29 protein-coding genes are annotated in these 24,911 nt (G+C 71.1%); 17 read left to right on the forward strand and 12 right to left on the reverse strand.

Features of this window, described 5'->3' with window-relative positions:
* Positions 1-90: 90 nt before the first annotated feature.
* Entirely contained in the window at positions 91-975 is an 885-nt protein-coding gene (locus LX16_RS08120) for a sigma-70 family RNA polymerase sigma factor (protein ID WP_244615723.1), read from the forward strand.
* A 54-nt stretch (positions 976-1,029) separates the two neighbouring features.
* On the opposite strand, the gene LX16_RS08125 is transcribed toward LX16_RS08120, so the two are convergent.
* Complete coding sequence (locus LX16_RS08125) at positions 1,030-1,608, reverse strand: DapH/DapD/GlmU-related protein (RefSeq protein ID WP_147135432.1); 579 nt, start codon at positions 1,606-1,608, stop codon at positions 1,030-1,032.
* A 120-nt stretch (positions 1,609-1,728) separates the two neighbouring features.
* Here LX16_RS08125 and LX16_RS08130 point away from each other — a divergent pair, with 120 nt between their 5' ends.
* Positions 1,729-2,427 (forward strand): GNAT family N-acetyltransferase, encoded by a 699-nt coding sequence (locus LX16_RS08130; protein ID WP_147135435.1) that lies wholly within the window; start codon positions 1,729-1,731, stop codon positions 2,425-2,427.
* 80 nt (positions 2,428-2,507) lie between these two features.
* Here the strand turns inward: LX16_RS08130 and LX16_RS08135 are convergent, their stop codons facing one another.
* The 3 genes from LX16_RS08135 to LX16_RS08145 form a co-directional block, all read right to left on the reverse strand.
* Complete coding sequence (locus tag LX16_RS08135) at positions 2,508-2,957, reverse strand: DUF6228 family protein (protein WP_211354344.1); 450 nt, start codon at positions 2,955-2,957, stop codon at positions 2,508-2,510.
* A 114-nt stretch (positions 2,958-3,071) separates the two neighbouring features.
* Positions 3,072-5,447 carry an ATP-binding cassette domain-containing protein gene (locus LX16_RS08140; protein WP_147135438.1) on the reverse strand — a complete coding sequence of 792 codons (2,376 nt, stop codon included), beginning with the start codon at positions 5,445-5,447 and terminating at the stop codon, positions 3,072-3,074.
* Between the two features lie 328 nt (positions 5,448-5,775).
* On the reverse strand, positions 5,776-6,687 hold the full coding sequence (locus LX16_RS08145; RefSeq protein ID WP_147135441.1) for a LysR family transcriptional regulator: 912 nt from the start codon (positions 6,685-6,687) through the stop codon (positions 5,776-5,778).
* 93 nt (positions 6,688-6,780) lie between these two features.
* On the opposite strand from LX16_RS08145, the gene LX16_RS08150 reads away from it, so the two are divergent.
* Positions 6,781-7,368 carry a flavodoxin family protein gene (locus tag LX16_RS08150; RefSeq protein WP_147135443.1) on the forward strand — a complete coding sequence of 196 codons (588 nt, stop codon included), beginning with the start codon at positions 6,781-6,783 and terminating at the stop codon, positions 7,366-7,368.
* Positions 7,369-7,395: 27 nt separating this feature from the next.
* Here the strand turns inward: LX16_RS08150 and LX16_RS08155 are convergent, their stop codons facing one another.
* Complete coding sequence (locus LX16_RS08155) at positions 7,396-8,196, reverse strand: ArsR/SmtB family transcription factor (protein WP_147135446.1); 801 nt, start codon at positions 8,194-8,196, stop codon at positions 7,396-7,398.
* Positions 8,197-8,316: 120 nt separating this feature from the next.
* Between LX16_RS08155 and LX16_RS08160 the strand changes: the two genes are divergently transcribed.
* Positions 8,317-9,825, forward strand: a complete 1,509-nt coding sequence (locus tag LX16_RS08160) for a hypothetical protein (protein ID WP_147135449.1) — start codon at positions 8,317-8,319, stop codon at positions 9,823-9,825.
* 46 nt (positions 9,826-9,871) lie between these two features.
* Here the strand turns inward: LX16_RS08160 and LX16_RS08165 are convergent, their stop codons facing one another.
* Positions 9,872-10,357, reverse strand: coding sequence for a glutathione peroxidase (locus tag LX16_RS08165; RefSeq protein ID WP_147135452.1), 486 nt, complete (start codon positions 10,355-10,357; stop codon positions 9,872-9,874).
* Positions 10,358-10,430: 73 nt separating this feature from the next.
* Here LX16_RS08165 and LX16_RS08170 point away from each other — a divergent pair, with 73 nt between their 5' ends.
* Positions 10,431-11,237 carry an aminoglycoside 3'-phosphotransferase gene (locus LX16_RS08170; protein ID WP_147135455.1) on the forward strand — a complete coding sequence of 269 codons (807 nt, stop codon included), beginning with the start codon at positions 10,431-10,433 and terminating at the stop codon, positions 11,235-11,237.
* Here the strand turns inward: LX16_RS08170 and LX16_RS08175 are convergent.
* Complete coding sequence (locus LX16_RS08175) at positions 11,210-13,321, reverse strand: hypothetical protein (protein WP_147135458.1); 2,112 nt, start codon at positions 13,319-13,321, stop codon at positions 11,210-11,212. The genes LX16_RS08170 and LX16_RS08175 overlap by 28 nt on opposite strands.
* Positions 13,322-13,333: 12 nt before the next feature.
* Complete coding sequence (locus LX16_RS08180) at positions 13,334-13,654, reverse strand: TipAS antibiotic-recognition domain-containing protein (protein ID WP_147135461.1); 321 nt, start codon at positions 13,652-13,654, stop codon at positions 13,334-13,336.
* 104 nt (positions 13,655-13,758) lie between these two features.
* Here LX16_RS08180 and LX16_RS08185 point away from each other — a divergent pair, with 104 nt between their 5' ends.
* Positions 13,759-14,196 (forward strand): SRPBCC family protein, encoded by a 438-nt coding sequence (locus LX16_RS08185; RefSeq protein WP_147135463.1) that lies wholly within the window; start codon positions 13,759-13,761, stop codon positions 14,194-14,196.
* Here LX16_RS08185 and LX16_RS08190 read toward each other — a convergent pair.
* Positions 14,193-14,678, reverse strand: a complete 486-nt coding sequence (locus tag LX16_RS08190) for an NUDIX domain-containing protein (RefSeq protein WP_147135466.1) — start codon at positions 14,676-14,678, stop codon at positions 14,193-14,195. The genes LX16_RS08185 and LX16_RS08190 overlap by 4 nt on opposite strands.
* Positions 14,679-14,761: 83 nt before the next feature.
* On the opposite strand from LX16_RS08190, the gene LX16_RS08195 reads away from it, so the two are divergent.
* From LX16_RS08195 to LX16_RS08240, 10 genes are all read left to right on the forward strand, one after another.
* Positions 14,762-15,574 carry an exodeoxyribonuclease III gene (locus LX16_RS08195; RefSeq protein ID WP_147135469.1) on the forward strand — a complete coding sequence of 271 codons (813 nt, stop codon included), beginning with the start codon at positions 14,762-14,764 and terminating at the stop codon, positions 15,572-15,574.
* 77 nt (positions 15,575-15,651) lie between these two features.
* Entirely contained in the window at positions 15,652-16,224 is a 573-nt protein-coding gene (locus LX16_RS08200) for an HhH-GPD-type base excision DNA repair protein (RefSeq protein WP_147135472.1), read from the forward strand.
* Positions 16,225-16,421: 197 nt separating this feature from the next.
* Entirely contained in the window at positions 16,422-16,946 is a 525-nt protein-coding gene (locus tag LX16_RS08205) for a hypothetical protein (RefSeq protein WP_244615724.1), read from the forward strand.
* 152 nt (positions 16,947-17,098) lie between these two features.
* The gene (locus tag LX16_RS08210; RefSeq protein ID WP_147135474.1) at positions 17,099-17,899 is read left to right on the forward strand and encodes a DEAD/DEAH box helicase family protein; all 801 of its coding nucleotides are present in this window, start codon (positions 17,099-17,101) and stop codon (positions 17,897-17,899) included.
* 9 nt (positions 17,900-17,908) lie between these two features.
* Positions 17,909-18,187 (forward strand): DUF2277 domain-containing protein, encoded by a 279-nt coding sequence (locus tag LX16_RS08215; RefSeq protein ID WP_147135477.1) that lies wholly within the window; start codon positions 17,909-17,911, stop codon positions 18,185-18,187.
* Positions 18,188-18,212: 25 nt separating this feature from the next.
* Complete coding sequence (locus LX16_RS08220; RefSeq protein ID WP_147135480.1) at positions 18,213-19,109, forward strand: oxygenase MpaB family protein; 897 nt, start codon at positions 18,213-18,215, stop codon at positions 19,107-19,109.
* Complete coding sequence (locus LX16_RS08225; RefSeq protein ID WP_147135483.1) at positions 19,106-21,178, forward strand: RecQ family ATP-dependent DNA helicase; 2,073 nt, start codon at positions 19,106-19,108, stop codon at positions 21,176-21,178. Before LX16_RS08220 ends, LX16_RS08225 begins: the two co-directional genes overlap by 4 nt.
* Before the next feature lie 98 nt (positions 21,179-21,276).
* A complete protein-coding gene (locus LX16_RS08230) occupies positions 21,277-21,474 on the forward strand; it encodes a hypothetical protein (protein ID WP_147135486.1) in 198 nt (65 codons plus the stop codon).
* 72 nt (positions 21,475-21,546) lie between these two features.
* Entirely contained in the window at positions 21,547-22,068 is a 522-nt protein-coding gene (cpt, locus tag LX16_RS08235; RefSeq protein ID WP_244615725.1) for a chloramphenicol phosphotransferase CPT, read from the forward strand.
* Positions 22,069-22,077: 9 nt separating this feature from the next.
* The gene (locus LX16_RS08240; protein ID WP_147135489.1) at positions 22,078-22,497 is read left to right on the forward strand and encodes a contact-dependent growth inhibition system immunity protein; all 420 of its coding nucleotides are present in this window, start codon (positions 22,078-22,080) and stop codon (positions 22,495-22,497) included.
* Positions 22,498-22,507: 10 nt separating this feature from the next.
* On the opposite strand, the gene LX16_RS08245 is transcribed toward LX16_RS08240, so the two are convergent.
* A complete protein-coding gene (locus LX16_RS08245; protein WP_147135492.1) occupies positions 22,508-23,182 on the reverse strand; it encodes a ribonuclease FAU-1 family protein in 675 nt (224 codons plus the stop codon).
* Between the two features lie 105 nt (positions 23,183-23,287).
* Here LX16_RS08245 and LX16_RS08250 point away from each other — a divergent pair, with 105 nt between their 5' ends.
* Positions 23,288-24,094 (forward strand): potassium channel family protein, encoded by an 807-nt coding sequence (locus tag LX16_RS08250; RefSeq protein WP_147135495.1) that lies wholly within the window; start codon positions 23,288-23,290, stop codon positions 24,092-24,094.
* Here LX16_RS08250 and LX16_RS08255 read toward each other — a convergent pair.
* Together LX16_RS08255 and LX16_RS08260 are read right to left on the reverse strand one after the other, a co-directional pair.
* Positions 24,073-24,456, reverse strand: a complete 384-nt coding sequence (locus LX16_RS08255; RefSeq protein WP_147135501.1) for a MerR family transcriptional regulator — start codon at positions 24,454-24,456, stop codon at positions 24,073-24,075. The two genes, LX16_RS08250 and LX16_RS08255, sit on opposite strands and share 22 nt — an antisense overlap.
* A 142-nt stretch (positions 24,457-24,598) precedes the next feature.
* Positions 24,599-24,808, reverse strand: a complete 210-nt coding sequence (locus tag LX16_RS08260; protein ID WP_147135504.1) for a PspC domain-containing protein — start codon at positions 24,806-24,808, stop codon at positions 24,599-24,601.
* Positions 24,809-24,911 lie beyond the last annotated feature (103 nt).

Genomic DNA, 24,911 nt, shown 5'->3' on the forward strand with positions numbered 1-24,911 from the left:
GGTCCGCACCGCCACGGTACTGGGATGCTGGTGCCGGGACCGCGCGTGCGTGAATGCGAACTTGGACGACTCTGGAGGTGTGGGACGGCAGTGGATGAGGACACCGGGCTGGCGGAACGGTTCGAGCGGCAACGACCCCGGTTGCGCGCCATGGCCTACCGGATGTTGGGCTCCCTCAGCGAGGCCGACGACGCGGTCCAGAACGCCTGGCTGCGCGCCGCCGCGGCCGACACCGGCGACGTCGCCAACCTCGCCGCGTGGCTGACCACGGTCGTGACCCGCACCTGCCTGAACACCCTGCGGACCCGGCGTCGGCGGCGCGAGGAACCGTGGGACCACCGCGTCCCGGATCCGGTGGTGGCTCCCGCCGCCGGAGGCGACCCCGAGTACCAGGCCGTGGTGTCGGACTCGGTGGGACTGGCGTTGATGGTGGTCCTCGATGAGTTGAACCCGCTGGAACGGGTCGCGTTCGTCCTGCACGACCTGTTCTCGGTGCCGTACGAGACCGTCGCCGGGATCGTGGCGCGTTCCCCCGACGCGACGCGGCAGCTCGCCAGTCGGGCCCGCCGCCGGGTCGACGGCCGGGCGCCCCGGCCGGACAACGATCTCCAGACGCAACGCGACGTCGTCGACGCGTTCTTCGCCGCCTCCCGCGACGGCGACTTCGAAGCCCTCATGGCGCTGCTGGCGCCCGACGTGGTGCTGCGGTCCGACGGCGGGGACGCCCGGCCGCGCCTGAACCTGCTGCTGCGCGGGCCGCGAGAGGTCACCGCGCAGGCGTCGCTCACCCGGACGCTGGCACCGTTCGTACGCCCGGCACTGATCAACGGCACGGCCGGTGTCGTGGTGGTCGCGCAGGGCCGCCCGCTGTCGGTGATGGCGTTCACCGTCGTGTCGGGACGGATCACCACCATCGACGTCCTCGCCGACCCCGACCGGCTCACCGCGCTGGGGGTGGCACGGGTCGCGGAGTGACCGGCCACCGGGGCAAGACGTTCGTTCCCTCCGCAACGAACGTCTGCGCGTGACCTACCAGCGTCGCCGCACGGTGCCCTTCGGGCCGGTCACCAGGCTCCGGGCCGGTACGTCGTCGGCCACGACCGCGCCGGCGGCGACGACGGCGTCACGGCCGATGTGGACACCGGGCAGAATCGTGGCGCCCGCGCCGATCCACACGTTCTCCGCCACATCGATCGGCGCGCCGGTGAGGAAGTGTCGCCGTTCGCCGGGGTCCACCGGATGCCCCACCGTGATGAACGTGGCCTTGGGCCCGACCATGACGCCCTCACCCAACCTGATACCGGCGTAGTCGAGGAATGTGCAGCCCTGGTTCACGAACACGCGCTCCGCGAAGTCCAGACGCAGACCGTGATCGGTGTAGAACGGCGGGTAGATCGTGACCCTCGGAGGCAGCGGACGGCCCAGGATCTGCGCGAAGAGTGCCGCCTTAGCCGCCTCGTCGTCGAACGGGAGGACGTTGAGACGCGAGGTCAGCGCCGTAACCTGCAACACTCTTCCGCTCATCGCCCTGAACTCGGGGCCCAGGACGCGCTCCCCCCGGGCCAACAGCTGCGGGTCGTGGATCGGCATGAGGAGGTCGTCGGACATCCGACGATTGTCGCCTCACCCCCACCGAGGCCGCGGACCGGTCGGCGTACTCCGGATGCCGCCGGCCCGGTCACGCGTAATCGCGTTGCGGCGCGGGGCCGCCGGTCAGATGATGAAGCGATGAATCCCCGTGACCGCGCCGCCGACGCCCGTGCGTTGTGGACGGAGTTGGCGGGCGCGCCCGTCGATTTCGCCGCAGCACCGTCGATCGTGGTGTCGCCCGGATCCCGGTGGTGTCCGCCCGGCTGGGTGGGCGTGGTGGAGCTCGCCGGGCAGGTCGTCATCACCGCACCGGACGCGGCCACCGCCGAGGCCGTCGGGCCGCACGCCGCCACCGCGGGCACCGACCCCGACCGGTGGCGCGCGGCGCTGGAGGTCGGCGCGGTCCTGGGACCGGCGGGCCTGTTCTACCCGGGGGCCGGCCCGTTCCCCCGCGACGGCTTCACCGACGTGACCGCCGGGGCGTCGGCCGAGGAACTGGCCCGGCTGGAGGCGGTGTCCGGGGAGGACGACGCCGCCGAGGCCGGCGTGTCCGAGTCGACCTCACCGGTGTTCGTGGTGCGGGACGGCGGAAACGTCGTCGCCGCCGCCGGTTACGTGCCCTGGCTGGACCGGGCCGCGCACATCGGGGTCCTGGTGGCGCCGTCGCATCGTGGCCGGAACCTGGCCAAGGGCGTGGGCGCCGCGGCGGCCGCCCACGCCGACGCCGCCGGACTGCTGCCACAGTGGCGTGCCCGGATCCCCGCGTCGCAGCGGGTGGCGCTCGCGGTGGGGTTCGCGCGGATGGGAACGCAGTTGAGTCTGCGACTGGCGGGCTAGGGCGACGGCTTCGGCGTACCGGGCGGGGCGGGTCAGCGGCGGCACGGCGCCGCCCGGGGACGACGCCCCGTGGCCGCGGGTCAGCCCCAGGCGGCGAGGCCGATCCGGGTGAGGAACACCCCGGTCTCGGTGGCCAGGGCCCGCATGTCCTCACCGGCGCGCACCACGGTCGCCGCCGTGAACTCCCACGACGGCGGCACCGCGCTGTCCCGCAACGTCCACAACAGCCGGACGTGGCCGCCGGAGTGGTGGGTCGCGGACACGCCGAACGTGTGGTCCCGCGACCGCCAGACGCGTTCGCCCTCCCAGCCGTGGAAGTCCTCGGCCAGGCCGTCGAGGAACCGGTCGAAGCCCTCGTCGGCGTACTTCACCGACGTACTCACCGACACGCCGCCACCGAAGGCCGCCACCACGAACGCCGACACCGGCGGCTCCGGCCGCGGCTGATCCTGCGGCAGGGGGCTCAACACCACCGTCACATCGCTGCTCAGCGGTTCGCCGAGCCGGACGGGCGTCATCTCATGCGGCACCCGGCGAGGCTACCAGGCACACGGTGCGCCGACGGTTCTCAGTGGGCCCCGGGGCCACCGTCCCATCACACCGGGACTGCGGGGTGGGTCCGTCGTGGACCCACCCCGCAGTGCTCAGCCGCCGACGTAGTCGGCCAGGTGCTCACCGGTCAACGTGGAGCGGGCCGCCACCAGGTCGGCCGGTGTGCCCTCGAATACGACGCGGCCGCCGTCGTGGCCGGCCCCGGGCCCGAGGTCGATCAGCCAGTCGGCGTGCGCCATGACCGCCTGGTGGTGCTCGATCACGATGACCGACTTGCCCGACTCCACCAGCCGGTCGAGCAGCCCGAGGAGGTGTTCCACGTCGGCCAGGTGCAGACCGGTGGTGGGTTCGTCCAGGACGTACACGCCGCCCTTGTCGGCCATCTGCGTCGCCAGCTTCAACCGCTGCCGTTCACCACCGGACAGGGTCGTCAACGGCTGCCCGAGGGTGAGGTAACCCAGGCCGACGTCGTCGATCCGTTTCAGGATCTTGTGCGCGGCGGGCGTGCGGGCGTCACCGGAACCGAAGAACTCCTCGGCCTCCGACACCGGCATCGCCAGCACCTCGCTGATGTCCCGGCCGCCCAGGTGGTACTCCAGCACCGCCGCCTGGAACCGCTTGCCGCCGCAGTCCTCACAGGTCGACTCCACGGTCTCCATGATGCCCAGGTCGGTGTAGATGACCCCCGCGCCGTTGCACGCCGGGCAGGCGCCCTCGGAGTTGGCGCTGAACAACGCCGGTTTCACGCCGTTGGCCTTGGCGAACGCCTTACGGATCGGGTCGAGCAGACCGGTGTAGGTGGCGGGGTTGCTGCGCCGCGAACCGCGGATCGCGCTCTGGTCGATGGTGACCACGCCCTCGCGGCCGGACACCGAGCCGTGGATGAGGGAACTCTTGCCGGAACCGGCCACGCCGGTCACGACGCACAACACCCCCAACGGGATGTCCACATCGACGTCGCGCAGGTTGTGCGAGGACGCGCCCCGGATCTCCAGTGTGCCGGTGGCGGGACGGACCTTCTCCTTGAGGCTCGCCCGGTCGTCCAGGTGCCGACCGGTGACGGTGCCGCTCTTGCGCAGCTCGGCGACGGTCCCCTCGAAGCAGATCTCGCCGCCGGCGGTGCCCGCGCCCGGGCCGAGGTCCACGACATGGTCGGCGACGGCGATCATCTCCGGTTTGTGCTCCACCACCAGGACCGTGTTGCCCTTGTCGCGCAGCTGCACCAGCAGCCGGTTCATCCGCTGGATGTCGTGGGGGTGCAGACCGATGGACGGTTCGTCGAACACGTAGGTGACGTCGGTCAGCGACGACCCCAGGTGGCGGATCATCTTGGTGCGTTGCGCCTCACCACCGGACAGGGTGCCCGACGGCCGGTCGAGCGACAGGTAGCCCAGCCCGATCTCGGTGAAGGAGTCCAGCAGGTGCTGCAGTCCCGTCAGCAGCGGCGCCACCGACGGCGCGTCGAGTTCCCGGATCCACTCCCGCAGGTCGCTGATCTGCATGGCGCACAGGTCGGCGATGTTCTTGCCCCTGATCTTGGAGGAGCGTGCCTCGGCGGCCAGCCGGGTCCCCTCGCAGTCGGGGCAGGTGGTGAACGTGACGGCCCGTTCGACGAAGGCGCGGATGTGCGGCTGCATCGCGTCGACGTCCTTGGCCAGCATCGACTTCTGGATCTTGGGGATGAGGCCCTCGTAGGTGACGTTGACGCCCTCGACCTTGATCTTGGTCGGTTCACGCCACAACAGGTCGGCGAGCTCCCGGTCGGTGAAGTCGCGGATCGGCTTGTCCGGGTCGAAGTAGCCGCAACCGCGGAAGATCCGCCCGTACCAGCCGTCCATGCTGTACCCGGGGATGGTGAGCGCGCCCTCGTTGAGGGACTTCGTGTCGTCGTACAACACCGCCAGGTCGAAGTCGGTCACCGAGCCCTTGCCCTCACAGCGTGGACACATGCCGCCCAACAGGTTGAACGTGGCCTTCTCGGCCTTGGTCCTGCCACCCCGCTCGACGGTGATCGCGCCACTGGCCTTCACCGAGGGCACGTTGAACGAGTACGCGTTCGGGGAACCGATGTGCGGGTCTCCCAACCTGCTGAACAGGATGCGCAACATCGCGTTGGCGTCGGTGGCGGTGCCGACGGTCGACCGGGGGTTGGAACCCATCCGCTCCTGATCGACGATGATCGCGGTGGTGAGCCCCTCCAGGAGGTCGACCTCGGGCCGCGCGAGGCTGGGCATGAAGCCCTGCAGGAACGCGCTGTAGGTCTCGTTGATCAACCGCTGCGACTCCGCGGCGATCGTCTCGAACACCAGTGAACTCTTCCCGGAGCCCGAGACGCCCGTGAACACCGTCAGGCGGCGCTTGGGGATCTCGACACTGACGTCCTTGAGGTTGTTCTCACGCGCACCGTGCACCCGGATCATCGCGTGGCTGTCGGCGGCGTGCCGGTCGGTGCCGGTGGCCTTGGTCATCTCGTCTCCATCTGTCGGGTGGAGCCGCGGCTGTGGCGGACTCCGTCAGGGGTTTCCCGGCCCGATCCCTCCGGCCCCCAGCGGTTCGGTACAGGAATCACGGCCGGTCGAGGCTGTGGAGTGGTCTCATCCGGGCGCGTGGCCGAGGCGTCCACGCCGCCGGAGAGTGGAGCCTACGACGGTCGACGCCGCGATACTCACCGGGTCGGACGCGCCGGACGCCCATTCTGACGCGCACCTGCGACATCTCCGCCGGTCCGCGCCCTTCCCACGACGAATGCTAGACGCGGCGGCGCGCCGGTACTTCTCGATTCCTGACCGGCGCGTCTCAGGCGGTGGAGTCCCGCCGGGTACCGGCCGCCGCGCGGCAACAGGCGACGAAGTCCCGCACGACCGGGTCGGCGTCGGCCTCCGCGCGCCACGCCACGGCCACCACACTGGGGGCGACTCCGGTGACCGGCCGGTACACCACGCCCGGCCGGGCGTAGAACCGGGACGCCGACCGGGGTGCCAGCGCGATCCCGTAGCCGTCGGCGATGGCGTCGAGCCACTCCTCGGGCTGTTCGGTCACCGCCCCGACCGTGACCGGTCGTCCCCGCCGCGCGTCGGTGGCCAGCCACCAGTCCCGCCACCGACCGGTGTGGGCCGGCGCGGCCACGAACGGCTGCTCCCACAGTTCCCGGAACGGCACGCCGCCCTCGCCCGCCAACGGGTGGTCCTGTGGGAGTGCGACGTACCGGTCCTCGGCGAACAGCCGCAACGTGCGGTAGTCCTCGTCGCCGGGGAACGGAAGACGCAGCAGCGCGACGTCCACCTCACCGCCGGCCAGGCCCGCCGACGGGTCGCCCCAGCCGGCCTGCCGCATCGCGACGCGCCACCCGGGGCGGCGCCGCCGGAAGGCCGCCACAACTCCGCGGGTGGCCTCGTTGGCGGCGCTGGCGATGGCCCCGACCCGCAGCACCCTGGCCTCCGAGGCGGCGACGGTCCTGCTCTCGCCGAGGATGTCGTCCCACTCCGCCAACCAGTCGACGACCCGGCGCGCCAGGACCCGGCCGGGCGCGGTGAGGGCCATCCCCGACCGGGACCGGGTGAACAGCGTCATACCCAGCCGGTTCTCCAGTTGCCGTATCTGCCGGGTCAACGCCGGCTGTGACACGTACAGCCGTTGCGCGGCCCTGGTCAGGTTCCCCTCCTGCGCCACGGCGGCGAAGTAACGCAGCAGTCGGATGTCGACGTCCATTCCCGGAGCGTATGGCCACGGGTATTGGACGCGGCGCGCCACGGCCGGAAAAGTGACGACGACGTACGTGTCCACCGCAGAAGGAGCATCACCATGGAGAAGCAGACCCGGCGGCCCCGCATCGTGATCGCCTACGACTCCGGTTTCGGTCACACCGCCACCCTCGCCGGTGCGGTCGCCGAGGGAGCCGCCGATGCCGGGGGCGACGTCGCGCGGCTGGCGGTGCGGGCGGTCACCGAGGCCGACTGGGACCTGCTGGACGCCGCCGACGCCGTCGTGTTCGGGTCCCCCACGTACATGGGCAACGTGTCGGCGGCGTTCCAGTCGTTCGCGGAGGCGACGTCGAGCCGTTGCCAGGCCGGGACGTGGCGGGACAAGGTGGCGGCCGGTTTCACCAACTCCGGTGCCAAGAGCGGCGACAAGTCGCACGCCCTGACGTCGCTGGCGGTGTTGGCGGCCCAGCACCACATGCACTGGGTCAGCCTGGGCCTGGTCGCCGGTTGGAACAGCACCGCCGGTCGCGAGGACGACCTCAACCGGCTCGGGTTCTTCCAGGGAGCCGGTGCCCAGACCGACGTCGACGTCCCCGCCGAGCGGGTTCACGCCGCGGACGTGGCGACGTTCCGGCACCTGGGGGCCCGGGTGTGCGCGGTGACCCGCCGGATGCTCGGCGGCGGGTGACGCCGGTGCGGTGGTGGGGGTGGTCGGTCATTCCAGCCGCATGGCCGTACCGCCCTCCACGACCGTCTTCAGGTTCGAAAGGATCGCCGGCCATCCCCCGCCGACCGACGCCAGCATCGCGCTGCCGGGTGCGAAACCGTCGTGCACGACGGTGAGTTTGACCGCCGAGGCTCCGGCGGGTTCGATCGTGAAGGTGACCTTGGAGATCGGCTCGGTGCGCAACCGTTCCAGCGTCTCGGCGGTCCAGTCCGGATGGAATCGTGCCATCTCGGGTTCGTAGTTGTGCCAGGTGTACGACAGCCGGTGCGGCGGGTCGGCGACCAGGACTCGCTGGCCCCAGTCGTACGCGGGATCGTCGGCGGTCATGCGCCACCGCACGGGCGATCCCTCCCGCCAGTCCGATTCGGGGCCGGCGCCGTCGAAGTACCGCGCGATGAATGCCGGGTCGGTCAACGCGCGCCACAACGTCTCGGGCGTCGTGGCGATGTAGGTGACGTACACGAACTCGGTCTGTGACACGGTGTGTCCCTCCAGTGTGTGCTTCAGGTCGGTCAGGAGGCGGGCGCGGCCCTGGTGGTGCCTGCGGATCCACCGGTCGGTGATCTCGCTGATCGGTGCCGCGTTGAGGTGGTGCCGCCGGCTGCGGCCGTCCCGCCGCACGACCACCAGGCCGGCCGCCGACAGCACGTCGAGGTGCTTGGTGACGGCCTGCCTGGTCATGCCCAGCCCGGCGGTCAGTTCCGTGAGGGTCTGTCCGTCACGGTCGCGCAGCCGGTCCAGCAGGCCGCGACGCACCGGGTCGGCCAACGCCTTGAACACCTCGTCCACACCGACACCTCCACCGACATGCAACCATGTGGTTGCATGTCGGTGGGTCTCGGGGGTCCACATTTTCACCATCGCGACACGCCGACGGCCGCCGATCCCGCATAAAGTCGTTGTGTCCCAATGAATCCAGCTTCGCTGCCCCGCGCCCAGACCCGCGTCGGCGGCGGTTACGGAGACGCCGTGACACCCACACCCCGCCACCTCAGCCGCATCCTGATCACCGCCGCCGCCTGCGCGGCCGGAATCCTCACCGCACCACCCGCGTCCGCCGACCCACTCGACCACCCCGGACCCGTCGGATACGTCGCCGAACCCCACGACCTGTGGCCCGGCGGCGACCTCCACGCCGCCGCCGAACTACCCGTCGGCACCGAACCCGTGTACCCCTACCCGCAACCGGCGGACCCGCCCGCCGCCGGATGCGCCACCGTGGCCGACCCCGCCGCCCCGCCCGCCTCCAGCCCACCGGCCCTGCAGATCATCTACGCCTACCACGCCGACAACCCCAACCGCTACGAACAGGCCGCCGAGACCATCGCCGAGGTCATCGACCGCGTCGACTGGTCCCTCGACAACTCCAGCGACTACGACCAACACCTCGAACTCAACTGCAGCCGTGCACCCGACGGCAGCTACGCCGACTACGCGCGCGCCCTCGTCCAACCCCTGCGCGTCACCACCGCCGACCCCACCTTCGTCTCAAGCGGAGACGTCCGTGCCGACCTCCACGCCGCCGGATACACCGACCCCAACCGCTGGTACGTCGTGTTCACCGACTTCGACTCCGAATCCGACGCCTACCTGTGCCCCCAGACCGGCGGCCAATGGTGCAGCGCCGTCGGCGAACTGTGGGACAGCGGCCTGTTCGGACACGAGATGGGCCACCTACTGGGCGCCGGACACGCCTGGATGACCCAGAAAGCCGAGAACTACATCCCCGACGTCATGTACGGCTGGTGGGACTACTGGCTCTTCGACACCGGATACAACACCTACTACGACCCCAGCGAACGCACCGCGTCGTTCCACATCGACCCCTCCCCCTCCACCACCAGGGCCAACATCGCCAACCACCCCGCCCTGACCACACCCGTCCCCGGCGACGGCGGCCCCCACAACGACCTACTCACCGCACAGGAACGCACCGTCGAGGCCACCGCGCCCAGCACCGCCGCACCCGGATTCAGCAGGATCGGCACCACCTACCTCCAGGTCGCCTCCGCCTGCGGCACCACCGGCCAGTCCTGCACCTTCTTCGACGGACGCAGATCCCTCGCCGTGGTCGCCAACCAGTCGGAATCCGGCTTCACCGTCACCCGGCGCCCCGCCGTCACCCCCGGAGACACCTACAAACTGTTCGTGCGGATGCGCGGTGACCAACCCGGCGACACCGTACTCCGGATGCGCTGGTACGACGCCGCCGGAAACGTCATATCCACCAGCCAGTCGGCCCGCATCCCCACCGACACCAACTGGTACGAGTACCGGCTGACCGCCACGGCCCCCGCCACCGCCGCCACCGTCTCCGTCGGCGTGGCCGTACCGGCCGGGCAGGCGGCCTTCACCTTCCTGGCCGACACACTGCAACTCAACCACTGCCCCGCCGGACAGTGCCGATTCGACACCTGACCCGAGGAGTCGGGGCCGCCGGAGACGTCCGGCGGCCCCGACACGGTCACGGCAACACCGACTCCACCGCCCGCACCAACTCCGGGTCCTCCGGATCCGTACTGGGCCGGAACCGCGCCACCACCGCGCCTCGCGGGTCCACCAGGAACTTCTCGAAATTCCACTGCACGTCACCGGCGTCACCGGTCGCGTCCGGCGCGGCGGTCAACTCCCGGTACACCGGGTGCCGGCCCTCCCCGTTGACCTCGATCTTCTCGAACATGGGGAAACTGATCCCGTAGTTGGTGGCGCAGAACCTCGCGATCTCCTCCTCACCGCCCGGTTCCTGAGCCCCGAACTGATTACAGGGGAACCCCAGCACCGAGAAACCCCGGCCCGAGAACCGCGCCTGCAGACGCTCCAACCCGGCGTACTGCGGCGTCAACCCGCACCGAGACGCCACGTTCACCATCAGCAGGGCCTTGCCCCGCCACGGCTTCAACGTCGTCTCCTCACCGGACAGCGTGTGAATCGCCTCGTCGTAGATACTCACCCGCCCAGCCTGCCACGCACCACCACACCACCACCGCCTCCCCCCGCGACCCGCCCGTCACCACACCGGCACAATGAGCGACGTGCCCGACACCGCCGAGAAGACACTGCGCCGCAGGTACCCCGACCACGAATGGACACCCCTGGCCGCCCGGACCGCACACGTCCACCGGCTCCACGGCGACCCCGCGCTGGTCGTCAAGACCGCCCCCAGACCCGCCGGACCCGACCCCGGCCTCGACCTCGCCACCGAGGCCGCCACCTGCGCCTGGCTTGCCGACCAGGGAGTCCGCTGCCCCACCCCGGTCGACACCGGCACCCTCGACGACCACCAGTACCTCGTCATGACCGCCGCACCCGGGATACCCCTCGACGGCGACCTACCCGCCGACCTGCGAGAACCCGCGGTCGACGCCGTCGCCCGCGCCACCGCGCGCCTCCACCGGCTACCGGTCACCGCATGCGGCTTCGACCGGCGACTACGCGTCACCATCCCGATGGCACAGGAGTCCGCCGGACTCGGCGAAGTCGACCTCGACGACCTGGACCCGCCGCGCCGCGGATGGGACGTCACCCGCCTGACCACCGAACTACTCACCCAGGCACGACTCATCGGCCGAGAAGAGGTCGCCGTCTGCCACGGCGACCTCACCCCCGGCAACGTCCTCATCGACCCCGACGACCTCACCGTCGCATTCGTCGACACCGCCCGCCTCGGCCTCGCCGACCGCTACAGCGACCTGGCACTGTTCACCCGCGACCTCACCGGAACACCCGGATTCGGCCCCGCCGCCGCCGACCGGTTCCTACACCACTACGGCGAGGCACCCGTCGACCCGCAACGCCTGGAGTTCTACCGGCTCCTCGACGAGTTCCGCTGAACCACCCCGTCCGACGTCACGTGACGCGCGGCGGTGGCCACCAGCAACGGCGCCGCCACCGCCAGCGTGAACGCCGGCACCGCGATCCCCGAGTCGTTGAACGCGAACCCCAGGACCGACACCGTCGCCACACCGATCCCGACACTGAGCACCACCGGATACCGCGCCACGACCTGCTCCACCACACCGGTACGCCAGATCAACGGCAACGCCACACACGCCCCGATCACCAGCAACGTCAACGGCCCCGCGGTGATCGTCCCCAACGCCGCCGACGCCTTGCGCATCAACGTGTCCACCGCCGCGCCGTTGAGCACCTCACCGACGAACCGGCCCAGGTGCGTACGCTGCTCCGGCGGACGCAGGTAGTCCATCACCATGATCGCCGAGATGGTCAGGCCACCGATCAACAGACTGGCCAGGATCTTCTTCACCGACAACCGCCGCCCCATCGCGTGCAGGCCCGCCAGGATGAACGCCGGCGTCAACGCGATCACACCGCCCACGTCGTTACCGAAACCGGGCAGCCCGTCCACCAGCACCGCCGCCACGCCCACCGCCGCGATCACCGCGACCCGCCAGGCGCCCCGCAACCGCCACGACGCGTACAACGCCGCCATGACCGCGCCCGCCGCGAACACCCCGAACGCGTAGTTGCCCATACCGGTGAACCGGGCACCGGTGATCGCCGAGTAACCCGTCAGCGAGTTGAACTGCAGACTCGCCCCCGTCGCGCAGTCCACCCCGATGACCACCGCCGTCACCGCCGCGATCACCGTCGGCGGCCCCAACGGGTGACGCCGCCACGGACCCAGCCACGCCACCGCCGCCAGGACGAGGCAGATGCCCACCATGACCGCCCACAACGTGATCGCCGGGCGCTCGGCCCGCCACCACGGCAACGCGTTGACCAACAGCGACGCCACCGGAAGCGACGCCACCGCCAAGGTGATGGGAAGCAGCACCGCCGCCAGCCGGCCACCCCGGCGAGAACGCGTACCGCGACGACACAACACGATGGCCGCCGCGATCACGAGCAACCCCAGGATCGTCAACGTCGAATAGAACCCGTCCGACAACGGGGGGATCTGCTGACCGGCCAGATTCGTCGTGATGCCCCAGGTCACGGTGTCCGACACCCCGCCCGGACGCGACTCGGTCGGCCGCATCGGCTGACCCGTCATACCCGACCCGGCCACCTCGCCACCGGTCAACGTCACGATCGTCGGCCCGATGTCGGCCAACTGGACGTAACCGTCCCGGCGGGTCGCCGCCGACGTCAACCACCGGTCGGCATACCCGTCCGCACGCAACATCAACGGATGCAGATTCACCGGCATCGACGCGTCGGAGATGCCCGCCACCATCACCACCGCGTCCGGCGGCAACACCGACAACAGGTCCGCCACCGCCGCGTCGGCCGCCGCGGCCGAGGCGGCACGCTCGGCACCCTCCCCGTACACCGGCGCCTGCGGATCCACCAACACCACCGGGCAGCCCTCACCGAACTGCGTCATCTCCTCGGGCAGCTCGGGAATCGCCTTGCGGTACCTGTCGACGACCCCGTCGGGGTGCGCCGCCGCCACCGACGCCCCCGGGCCGATCGCCGCCACACAACCGACCAGGTCCGCCAACAGCCCCGGCTTGGTCTTGTACGCCAACTCCCGGTTGCTGGCCGTCAACTGGGTCTCCCCCGCCAACTGCCACGCCCCGTCCGACGTCGTCAACGGCGGCCCGATCAACGAACCCAACGGACACGCCAGGCCCGACCCGTAGTTCGACCTGGCGCGGTTGCCCGCCCCGATGGAGGCCCACGCGTCGTCGGGACACGACTTGGCCCCGTAGGACCGCACCGCCAGCGACGCCGCCGCGCTCTCCCCCAGCAGGCCCCACATCGCGGGGGTCTCCCGCTCGTCCAAGTCCGTCCACAACAGATTCGGGATACCGACGAAGTACACCGGCGCCGCCCCGCCCTCGTCGGCCCAGGCCGGCACCGGCAGACCCAGCGATACGACGACGGCCACGAGCAGCGACAACACCGGCGGCAACGACGACCGACGACAACGCCCAGGGGAATTCTGCATAGCAATGCCAGGTTAGAGGGCGGCCGTGCCGGGCGCCACGCGGCCGTGGCCGCCGTCCCCCGCCAACGTCGTCGCGGCGTAGACCTCCATCGCGTCGGCGTGGAAGTCCGCCAGGTCGGGGTCGATGCGGTCGTAGAAGGCGCGAAGCCCGCCCGGTCCCCGGTACAACCGGGCCAGACCCACGTAACCGGCCGCGTCGGGCGTCCAATGCCGTGACACCAGCCGGTGGTGTTCGGCCACGACGTCCTGCACCCGCCCGTCCGAGGGGGCGGCACCCTGTTCCCGCAGTGCGACGAGCCGTCGTCCCACGGCCGCGAAGTCCTCACCGTTCATCGCACGATTGTGCCCGAAGCCACGAACTCAACGTCGAATGAAATAGCGTCGGGCCGCTCCCATACCCTTGACACCACAGCGGCCCCCACACAGAACGGCGACCGATGGTAGAGATCCGCGCCACCGCGCACACCACCGCATCATCCTCACACGTCTGGGCGATCCTGGCCGACCACACCACCACACCCCACTGGTCCCCGATGGACGGATGCGAACTCGCCACACCCGCCCCCGGACCCGACCCCGAAGGACTCGGCGCGGTCCGCCGCCAATGGCGCGGCAAGACCGTCGGTTACGACACCGTCACGATCCACCAACCCACCCACCGGTGGGGCTACACCCACCGCGGCCTACCGGTACGCGACTACCACGGCCTGGTCGAACTCGCCGACACCCCCGACGGCTGCAAGATCACCTGGAGCGTCCGCTTCACACCCCGCTACCCCGGCACCGGCCGGCTCATGAAACGACCCATCGCCGACTTCATCAACGGATGCGCCACCGGCCTGGCCCGCCACGCCACCGAAACCGCCGGCGACTAACCCGCGCCACCCGTGGGCGGCACGCCCGCCGCCCACGGACCCGAGGCGTCCAACCGCGCCAACACCCCCGCCACATCCGGCGGCTGCACCGACTCCCCCGGCACCGGCTCCCGCCAATCACACCACCGGTGATCCACGTACCACTCCGACTCGTACGCCAACAGACCCGACAGGTCCAACCGCGGCCGCGGCGAATCGAACCACGCCACGAAGTACGTCTCGGTCCCCACATGACGCCGGCCGTTCCACCACACGTCACAGTCCACCGCCACCCCGGTCTCCCCCATCCGGTAACCGGTCAGGCCGGTCTCCTCGGCCAACTCCCGCACCGCCGCCTCACGCGGCGTCTCACCCGGCTCGATCCCACCCCCCGGCGGCTCCCACAACAACGCCCCACCCACCGGATCCCGCCACTGGAAGAACAACACCCGACGCTGCGAATCCACACACAGAACCCGTACCCGGCCCAGATCGACACTCATACGACGAGACTAGAGACACCGCACCGCCCCGCCACAGACGCGACGCCCCCGATCCGACACACCCGTTGGGTATCGTCGCCGACGTGCTCACCGTAACCACCGCCAACGTCAACGGCATCCGCGCCGCCGCCCGCAAGGGCTTCACCGAATGGCTGACCGCCACCACCGCCGACGTCGTCTGCCTCCAGGAGGTACGCGCCACCGACGACGAGATCCCCACCGAGGTCCGCGACGTCGACGGCTGGCACCTGCTGCTGGCCGCGGCCGCCGAGAAGGGCCGCGCCGGAGTGGCGATACTCACCCGGCAGGCCCCCACCCGCCGCCAGATCGGATTCGGATCCCAGGAGTTCGACACCTCCGGCAGATACGTCGAAGTCGACCTGCCCGGACTCACCGTGGGAAGCCTGTACCTGCCCTCCGGTGAGACCGGCACCGCACGGCAGGACCAGAAGGAACGGTTCATGAAGGAGTTCGCCGGCTACCTCACCGAACTCAAGGCCCGCTGCGACGCCGCTGGCCGCGAGGCCGTCGTATGCGGCGACTGGAACATCGCCCACCGCGAGATCGACCTGAAGAACTGGAAGACCAACCGCAAGAACGCCGGATTCCTCCCCGAGGAACGCGAATGGATGGGCCACGTGTTCGACCACATCGGCTACGTCGACGTCGTGCGGCGCCTCCACCCCGAGGGCCCCGGGCCCTATTCGTGGTGGTCGTACCGGGGCAGGGCCTTCGACAACGACGCCGGCTGGCGGATCGACTACCAGGTCGCCACCCCGGGACTCGCCCACCGGGCACGGACCGCGGTCGTGGAACGCGCCCTCAGCCACGACCTGCGCTGGTCCGACCACGCACCCGTCACGGTCACCTTCGACGACGCACCGGCGGTGGCCTGAGCCGTTGCCCGTGCGCGGCGGCGGTGACGTCGGCGTTCCGCTACGCGGGGTACGCGCCGCGTCCTAACCTGGACGGCATGACCGCCTCACTGTGGCTGACGCCCGACCAGGACGCCAACCGGCTGTTGAGCCGCAGCCCGCTCGCGGTGATGATAGGCATGCTGCTCGACCAGCAGATCCCGATGGAGTGGGCGTTCACCGGGCCCCACACCATCGCCGCCCGCATGAACCGCACCGACCTCGACGCCGCCGCCATCGCCGCGTACGACCCGCAGCGGTTCGCCGACCTCATGGCGACCACCCCGGCCGTCCACCGGTACCCGGCGGCGATGGCCGAACGGGTGCAGAAGTTGTGCCGGCACCTGGTGGACCACTACGGCGGCGACGCCCAGGCGGTGTGGGAAGGCGTCGACGACGCCGACACGCTCCTGAGACGACTGCGGGACCTGCCCGGTTTCGGCCCCCAGAAGTCACAGGTCTTCCTCGCGTTGCTGGGCAAGCAGCTGGGGGTCACGCCGTCGGGCTGGCGGGAGGCCGCCGGTGACTACGGCGCACCGGACGTACACCGGTCTATAGCCGACGTCACCGACGCGGCGGCCCTGGAAGCGGTGCGAAGGACCAAACAGGAGGCCAAACGCCGCACACGGTAGATCCGGCGGTGGGCACCGGATGTGTTCCACCCGCCCGCCGCCCCGCGACGTGCCACGGCACGCCGGGCATCCCGGTTTCGCTGCGGCCCAAGTGGAACCGGGCACGTCGTCGCCGACCAGCCGCCGTTCACCCCGCTTCGCTACGATGGCCGCCGACCACGACGCGACGAATCCGTCGCCGACACGCGAGGAGCGCCATGCAGCCGAACCCGTCGCAGCCCGTGCCTCCTCCACACTCACCGCCGCCGGCGGTCGGCGGCCCCACACCGAAGCGGGCGAACGCCGCGGCGGCGAGGGCCGCCGGCGTCCTGGCACTGCTCACCGTCGCCATGCTCACCTGGTTCGCGCTGCAGGACATCTTCTACCTCGACCAGGGAATGACGGGCGGCCTGACCGGCAAGGTGTTGGTGAACGTCCTGGGCGGGGCCACCGCCGCCGGCGTGCTGCTGGTGGCGGCGGGGTTCACGTTCGCCCGCCGGATCCCCGGCGCGTGGACGCTGTGCGGCCTGTGCACGGGCTTCATAGTGGCCAACGTCGCGTTGGCGCCGGTGATGTGGGGTGTGTCCATCGGTGACCAGCTCGCCTGGATCTTCGGGTTCCAGAAGAGCAACGGCATCGCGGTGGGCCTGGCGACGATCTTCGGCGCGTTGACGGCCGCCACGGCGGCGGCCGCGGCCCTCGTGAAGTCGCACGGCCCGGCCGTCACGCCCCCGGGTTCGTGACCTGCCGACCGGAGCGACCCGGCGCGAAACCCTCAATCATCCCTTAAGGACCGCGTCACTACGGTCTGCCCCGTAGGGGCGATTTTCATACCACCGCATAGGGCGAGACTTCTCAATATTTGAATGCCTCGGGGCCGATGTACATTGAACCGATGACCCGTGAACCCACGCTGTGGATCGGCGGAGCCCCCGGAAGCGGCAAGACCACCGCCGCCGCGACCCTCGCCGTCCGGCACGGCCTCCACCGCTACCACGCCGACACCCGCACCTGGGATCACCGCGCCCGGGCCGTCGCCGCGGGCAACCCGCACGCGATCCGCTGGGAGGAACTGACCCCCGCGCAACGGCTCGACCGACCCCTCGACGACCTGTTCGACATGTGGCTGCACGAGGAACGCGCCGACATGATCGCCCACGACGCCGCCACCTCCCCCACACCACTGGTCGTCGAGGGCACCCCCGTCATCCCCCGCGTCACCGGCCGCCACGCGGTGTGGCTGCTCATCGAACCCGCACTACAACGACACCGCCTCACCCGACGCGGAGTCGGCGACGCCCATCTACGCCTGTACCTGCACCTGGGCGCCCACATCACCGCACAGGTCCACGCCGCCGCCGCGCCCCACATCACCGTCACGCCCGACACCACCCCCGGCCAGGTGGTCGCCGCCCTGGAGACCCACTTCCGCGACGTCCTGACCCACCTGCCACCGGTGACCCCGCCCATGCGCGCCGCACTCACCCGCGAAGCCAACCGCGCGGTCGCCCTGCAGTACCGGCAGTTCTGCCGGCGCCCCTGGAACGACCACACACCCGACCGCCTCACCGCCGAGTTCGAATGCGAATGCGGCGGCCGAGACTGCCGCCGCGTCCTGCGGCTGCCCGCCGACCACACCGGCCCGATACGGGCCCCCGGCCACACTCCGGTGGGAAACGTCGGCCCCCCGGCATAACGTGGAGGCATGTGCCGAAACATCAAACGCCTGCACAACTTCACACCACCGGCCACCGCGGAGGAGATCCACGCCGCCGCCCTGCAGTACGTGCGCAAGATCGCGGGCACGACGGCGCCGTCCCAGGCCAACCAGGCGGCGTTCGACGCCGCCGTCGAGCAGGTCGCCGCCGCCACCGCCGAACTGCTCGACTCGCTGGTGACCTCGGCGCCGCCGCGCACCCGCGAGGAGGAGGCCGCCAAGCACAAGGCCCGCAACGAGAAACGCTTCGGACCCAAGGCCGCCTGAACCGGCACCGGCATACAGTCGCCTCATGAGCACCGACGACGGACTGTTCGGACCGCGATCGCTGACCTGGCGGGTCAACGTCGAACCCGTCATGTGGATCGCCGGCCTGCGCGCACTGCACCTGCAGTCACTCGACCCCAAGGTCATGCGCGGCACCTACCAGAACTCCGCCCTGTTCGACCGGCGTAAGGCGTGGGAGAGATTCCTGCGTACCGCGCAGTACGTCACGGTACGCACCTACGGCACCCACGCCGAGGCGCACACCGCCGCCGCCCGCGTCCGGCGGATCCACGCCCGCCTGACCGGGTTCGACCCCGACACCGGGACCCGTTTCCGGCTCGACGAACCGGAGGGTCTCGCCTGGGTCCACAACTGCGAGATCGACTCCTACGTCGACGTCGCCCGCCGTGCCGGTGTCCTCTCCGCCGCCGACGCCGACCGGTACATCCGGGAGAACACCGCAGCCGCCGCACTCGTCGGCCTCGACCCGCACACCGTCCCCGCCACGACCCGGGAGATGACCGAGTACTTCCACCGCAGCCGGCCACGTCTGCGCGCCACCCCCGAGGCCCTGCGGGCACTCATGCAGTCGTTCCATCCGCCGCTGCCGCGCCACCTCGCCCCCGCGCGGGTACTCGTACCGGCCGTCACCACCCTGGCGCTGGCGACCCTGCCCGCCTGGGCGCGCCGGAAACTGGGCATCCCGGTACTGCCGGGCTCCGACGCGGTCACCACCGTGCAACTCCGCGCCATCCGCGCGGCCACGACCGTCGCCGGCGCCGACACCACCGACCGCATCGCGCAGGCACGCCGATCCGCCCACGAGATGGCCGCCGGCACGTTCACCTCCATCCTGTCGACCAGGCCGCGACGCTCCCCGCGCCCGCCGACGTCACCGGCGGCGTGTACAACGGGAACGTGACCGACGAAGCCGCCGCCCAAGCCGTCCTGCGCCGCCTGGTCGGTGACCACGCCACACTGCGCACCGACCAGTGGCGCGCCATCGACGCCCTCGTACGGGAACGGCGACGCGTACTGCTGGTCCAACGCACCGGATTCGGCAAGTCGGCGGTCTACTTCGTGGCCACGGCACTGCTGCGGGAACGCGGCGCCGGCCCCACCCTCATCGTGTCGCCCCTGCTGGCGCTCATGCGCAACCAGATCGCCGCCGCCGAGGCCGCCGGCATCCACGCCGCCACCATCAACTCCGCCAATCAGCACGACTGGGACGACGTCGCCGCGCGGGTGGCCGCCGGAGAGGTCGACGTCCTACTGATCAGCCCCGAACGCCTCAACAACCCCGACTTCCGGGACCAGGTGCTGCCCAAACTGGCGTCGGCGTGCGGAATGCTCGTCGTCGACGAGGCACACTGCATCTCCGACTGGGGACACGACTTCCGGCCGGACTACCGGCGGCTGCGACGGTTCCTCGCCGACCTTCCCGAAGGCGTCCCGGTCCTGGCCACCACCGCCACCGCCAACGCCAGGGTCGGCGCCGACATCGCCGAACAACTCGACCGCCCCGGCAGCGAAAGCCTCGTCCTGCGGGGCGCCCTCGACCGCGAGTCGCTGGCGCTGTCGGTGGTGCGTCCCACCGACGACGCCGCACGGGTCGCCTGGCTCGACGAATGGCTGCCCAGGCTGCCCGGCAGCGGCATCGTCTACACCCTCACCGTCGCCGCCGCCGAGGACGTCGCCGCATACCTGGCCTCACGCGGGCACTCGGTGGTGTCCTACACCGGGCAGACCGAACCCGCCGAACGGCAACAACGCGAAGCCGACCTGTTGGCCAACCGCGTCAAGGCCGTCATCGCCACCTCCGCGCTCGGGATGGGATTCGACAAACCAGACCTGGGATTCGTGGTGCACCTGGGCGCCCCCTCCTCCCCGGTCGCCTACTACCAGCAGGTCGGCCGCGCGGGCCGCGCCACCGCCCGCGCCGAGGTGATCCTGCTGCCCGGCGCCGAGGACGCCCGCATCTGGCGGTACTTCGCGTCCCTGTCGTTCCCCGAGGAGGAGCAGGTCCGGCGGACACTTCGGGCACTGGAGGCCGCCGACGGCCCGATGTCCACGTCACGGCTGGAGACCGCCGTCGACCTGCGCCGGTCACGACTGGAACTGATGCTCAAGGTCCTGGACGTCGACGGCGCGGTACGACGCGTCCGGGGCGGCTGGGAGGCCACCGGCCGACCGTGGCGGTACGACACCGACCGTTACCGGCGGGTCGCCGACACCCGCGACCACGAGCAACGACGCATGCGCGACTACGCCGACACCACCGGGTGCCGGCTGGAGTTCCTGCGTCGCGAACTCGACGACACCACCGCCCGCCCGTGCGGCAGATGCGACAACTGCGCCGGTCCCCGGTTCACGTCCCAGGTGTCGGCCACGGCACTGGAGTCCGCCGCCGAGACACTGCGACGCCCCGGCGTCGACTTCGAACCCCGCCGGATGTGGCCCACCGGGATGGCGTCACTGGGCGTCGGCCTCTCCGGCAGGATCGACGCCGGGCTGCTCGCCGAACCCGGGCGGGCACTGGCCCGGTTGTCCGACATCGGCTGGGGCACCGCCCTGCGCCCGGTCCTGTCCGGCGGGGACGGGCCGGTCCCCGAACCGGTGTTCGCCGCGGTCGTCGAGGTGCTGGCCTCCTGGGAGTGGCAACGCCCCGACACCGTCGTGTCGGTCGGCTCACTCACCCGACCGGCCCTGGTCACCGGCCTCGCCGAACGGATCGCCAAGGTGGGACGCCTGCGGTACGCCGGGACGATGCGCCGCCACCACACCGCCACCCGCCACACCGGCAGCAACAGCGCCCAACGGCTCCGGCAGGTACACGACGCCTTCGAGGCACCCGAGATCCCGCCCGGCTGCGGAGTCCTCCTCGTCGACGACCTGCGCGACTCCGGTTGGACGTTGACCGTGGCGGCGGCCGCGCTGCGCCGCGCCGGAGCCGAACGTGTATACCCGCTGGTCCTGGCGTTGGACGGCTGAACCACGGGACCTGTCGATGCCGTTCTCGTGGTGTTTCCATGGCCGCGGCGGGCAGTCTCATCCGGTCCGGGGCGTCCGTCCCCGGCAGGAGGTGAACCATGAGACCGTTCCGTGCCCTGGGCGACGCGCTGCTGGCCCGCCTGATCGACCCGGCCACCGCCACCGCCGCCTGTGACCCGCGAAGCTGGACCGAGGTCCGCTGCGCCAGCGGCCGCCGCATGACCCGCGGCTGCCAACTGTCCCCCGACTGCGTCATCACCTGCGGCGCGTGGCGCGACTCCGGGGTCGGCTGCTGACACACGGGCGGCCGGAGCCGGGGGCCACCCGCCCGGCAACGGCCGCCCGGACCCGTCCATTACGGTGTCACGATGGCCGTTCAAGTGATCGTTCTCAATGGCGGGTCGAGCTCCGGCAAGACCGGCATCGCACGCTGCCTGCAAACGATCCTGCCGCACCCGTGGCTGGCGTTCGGCATCGACGACCTGGTGTCGGCCCTGCCGGCCACCGGCGGAGGCATCGACTTCGACGCCGACGGCGGCGTCACCGTGCACACCGCGTTCCGGGAACTGGAACGCGCCTGGATGGCCGGTATCGCCGCCACCGCGGGCGCCGGCGCCCGCGTCGTCGTCGACGACGTGTTCCTGTCGGGCGTGGAGTCGCAGCGGCGGTGGCGGACCGCCCTGTCGGGCCTGTCGGTGCTGTGGGTGGGGGTGCGCTGTTCCGCCGAGGTCGCCGCCGACCGTGAGGTCGCCCGAGGCGACCGGGCCGTCGGCATGGCCCTGCGGCAGGCCGAGTCCGTCCACACCGGTGTCGGCTACGACCTGGAGGTCGACACCACCCACACCGAGGCGATGGGCTGCGCCCGCATCATCGCCGGATTCATCGACTAGACCCGTCACATGGTTCGCCGCCGTTCACCGGCACCGTCCGCCGGCGGCCCCTGCCTGGACGACGTGGACGGCCCACCGTGGCCGCCGGCACCGGCCGACGCCACGCGACTGGTCGCCGCCGCGCACGCGCTGCGGCGGGTCCCGCTGGACTCCCTGGACGCCGGTGCCCTCGGGCTCCTCATCGGCCAGGACGTCGGACTGCCGCACCTGCTGCCCCGGGCCGTCGCGATGCTGCGCGACGATCCGTGGACCTGCGGCGGCCACTACGACGGCGACCTGCTGGCCGCGGTCGTGTCGCGGCACCCCCACGTGTGGACGGGGACGCCGGAGGCGGCCCGGGCACTGCGTGAGATCCTCGACGGCCTCGACCTGCCGCCTCGGTTGCGCCCCGCCGCCCGGGCACTGGCGGCGGCGTTCCCCACCGACTGACCCGGCGGGTTCACGCCCAGTACGCCGCGTCTTCGGGTTCGCGCAGGAAACCGGCCCTCGACGGCCGGTCCCACCACCACGGCAGACCGGTCGGCGCCCACGCCGGGTCGGGAGCGAAGTCGCACCAGGTGCCGTCGAACGGGAACCGGCGTTCCTGCGCCAGCTCCGCCAACCGAAGCCCCTCGGCCCGCACCGCCCTGCCCGTCGCCTCGTCCCAGAAGTGCGGGTGCCCGGTGCGGGCGGCGAACTCGTCCTCGTCCTTCCACCGCCACGGCCCGTCGGCCGGCACCCACACGTCCAGTTCCTGGTCGACGGTGTCGATACCGCCCGGCCACCGGTGCGCCGGCTCCTCCAGGTTCACGTACCAGCCCCGGAACGTCCCGTCGGGCCGGAAGAACCACCACACCGAGTGCGCGCCCCGCCGCGGCGTCCACATCAGGACACCGGGACCGCGCCACGCCCCCCACGTCAGGCAGGTGACCGCCCGCACCGCCTCCGGCACCGGCAGGCCGCGCACGGACCCGCCGTCGGCGAGCGACCGGTCCATCACGACCGAACCCGGCGCCACCCACATCAGCGTCCCGGTGTCGTCGTCGGCCACCACCCGCCCGCACACGACATACCCCAGGCGCCCGTCGTAACGCAGATACCGCCGCAGCACCGTCTCACCGGTCTGGAACCTCACCGTCCGACCGTACCGTCCCGCCGGCCGCTCCGGTGGTTCCGCCGGGTCGCTTCGGGCCACTACCCTCGGTCCGGCCCCGACACCGAGTTTCCGGAGAACCACCTCATGCCGTTGCTGAGATCGCAGACCGAACTACCCCGCGTGGAGGCGTGGGAACGCCGCTTCCACATACCCCTGACGATCCTGGCGGCGGTGTTCCTGGTCGCCTACGCGGTCCCGATACTGTGGCCGGGGCTGCCGTCGTGGGTGCACACCACCGCACTGGCCGTGGACGTCCTGGTGTGGGCCGCGTTCGGCGTCGACTACGTCGCGCGGCTGATCATCGCGGAGAACCGCCTGCTCTTCGTGAAGGTCAACCTGACCGACCTGGTCCTGTTGGTGGTGCCGCCGCTTCGGCAGCTGCGGCTGCTGCGGGTGGCGGCCATGGCGGTGGAGGCGATGTGGCGTCACACCAAGAACCACACGCGCGCCCGCCTGGCGACCTTCGTGCTGGGCACGACGGTCCTGCTGCTGCTGATGGCCAGCCTGGCGGTGCTGGACGCCGAACGCGGCCGGGCCGGCGCCCAGATCCACGACTACGGCGACGCGGTGTGGTGGACCCTGGTGACGGTCACGACCGTCGGGTACGGCGACGCGGTCCCGGTCACCGGCGAGGGCCGCGTCGTGGCGGTGTTCCTGATGCTCACCGGCATCGGCCTGATCGGTTTCGTGACGGGTTCGGTCACCAGTTGGGTGGTCGAGAAGATCGCCGCGATGAGCCGCGACCAGGAGACAGTCGACGTGGGCGCCGTCTTGACGTCGGTGCACACGCTGCGCGCCGAACTGACCGTCGTGCGCGACGAACTGGCGCAGTTGCGCGCCGAGATGGCCGACCGTCCCCCGGTGTCCGGTCAGGCCGACAGTCCACGGTAGTGGGCGATCTTCGCCGCGATGCCCGCCTGCTTCTCGCGCAGGTCCCGCAGGTGCTCCTCGACGCGCGCGTTGTGGCGTTCCAGCAGCGCCACCCGCTCGGGGACGGTGTGGTCGCCCGCGCGGCACAACTGGGTGAACCGTTGCATCTCGGCCACCGGCATCCCCGTGTCGCGCAGGCACCGCAGCATCCGCAGCCACCCAAGGTCGGCGTCGGAGAAGCAGCGTTGCCCGGTGGAGGTCCGCGCGATGTCGACCAGCAGGCCGATCTTCTCGTAGTACCGCAGCGTGTCCATGGAGAAGCCGCTGCGTCGCGCGGCCTCCCCGATGCCGTGGCGGGGTGGGGAACCGGTGAGGACCGTCATGTCGATGGATGCTACCCGCCGCCCGGCACGGTCACGGGTCGCGCCGACAGTGCACATGCGACACCGCATCCGGTCCGGTACCGGACCCGGTGACGGGTGTGGCCCGGTGAATCGCTCCACCGGGCCACACCCCGTCCGCCCGTCAGGGCGAGTACGCCCGGACCGGTTCGCGCTCGTTGGGTACCAGCACCCAAAGCGCCAGGTAGATCAACACCTGAGGCCCCGGCAGCAGACACGACAGCACGAATATCAACCGCATCGTCGTGTTGCTCACGCCGAACCGGCGGGCCAGTCCCGCGCACACCCCGGCGATCATGCGGCCGTCACGTGGGCGGCTCAGCCTGCCAGTCATGTCCATCACTCCCCTGTCGTCTCCAGGTCGTTCGCCTGTCACTCCATGGTGCGGGCCACGACGGCCACCCGCATCGGGGACGACCCCTGAGACATCCCTGATC

Source organism: Stackebrandtia albiflava, assembly GCF_007994225.1.
Taxonomy (GTDB): Bacteria; Actinomycetota; Actinomycetes; order Mycobacteriales; family Micromonosporaceae; genus Stackebrandtia; species Stackebrandtia albiflava.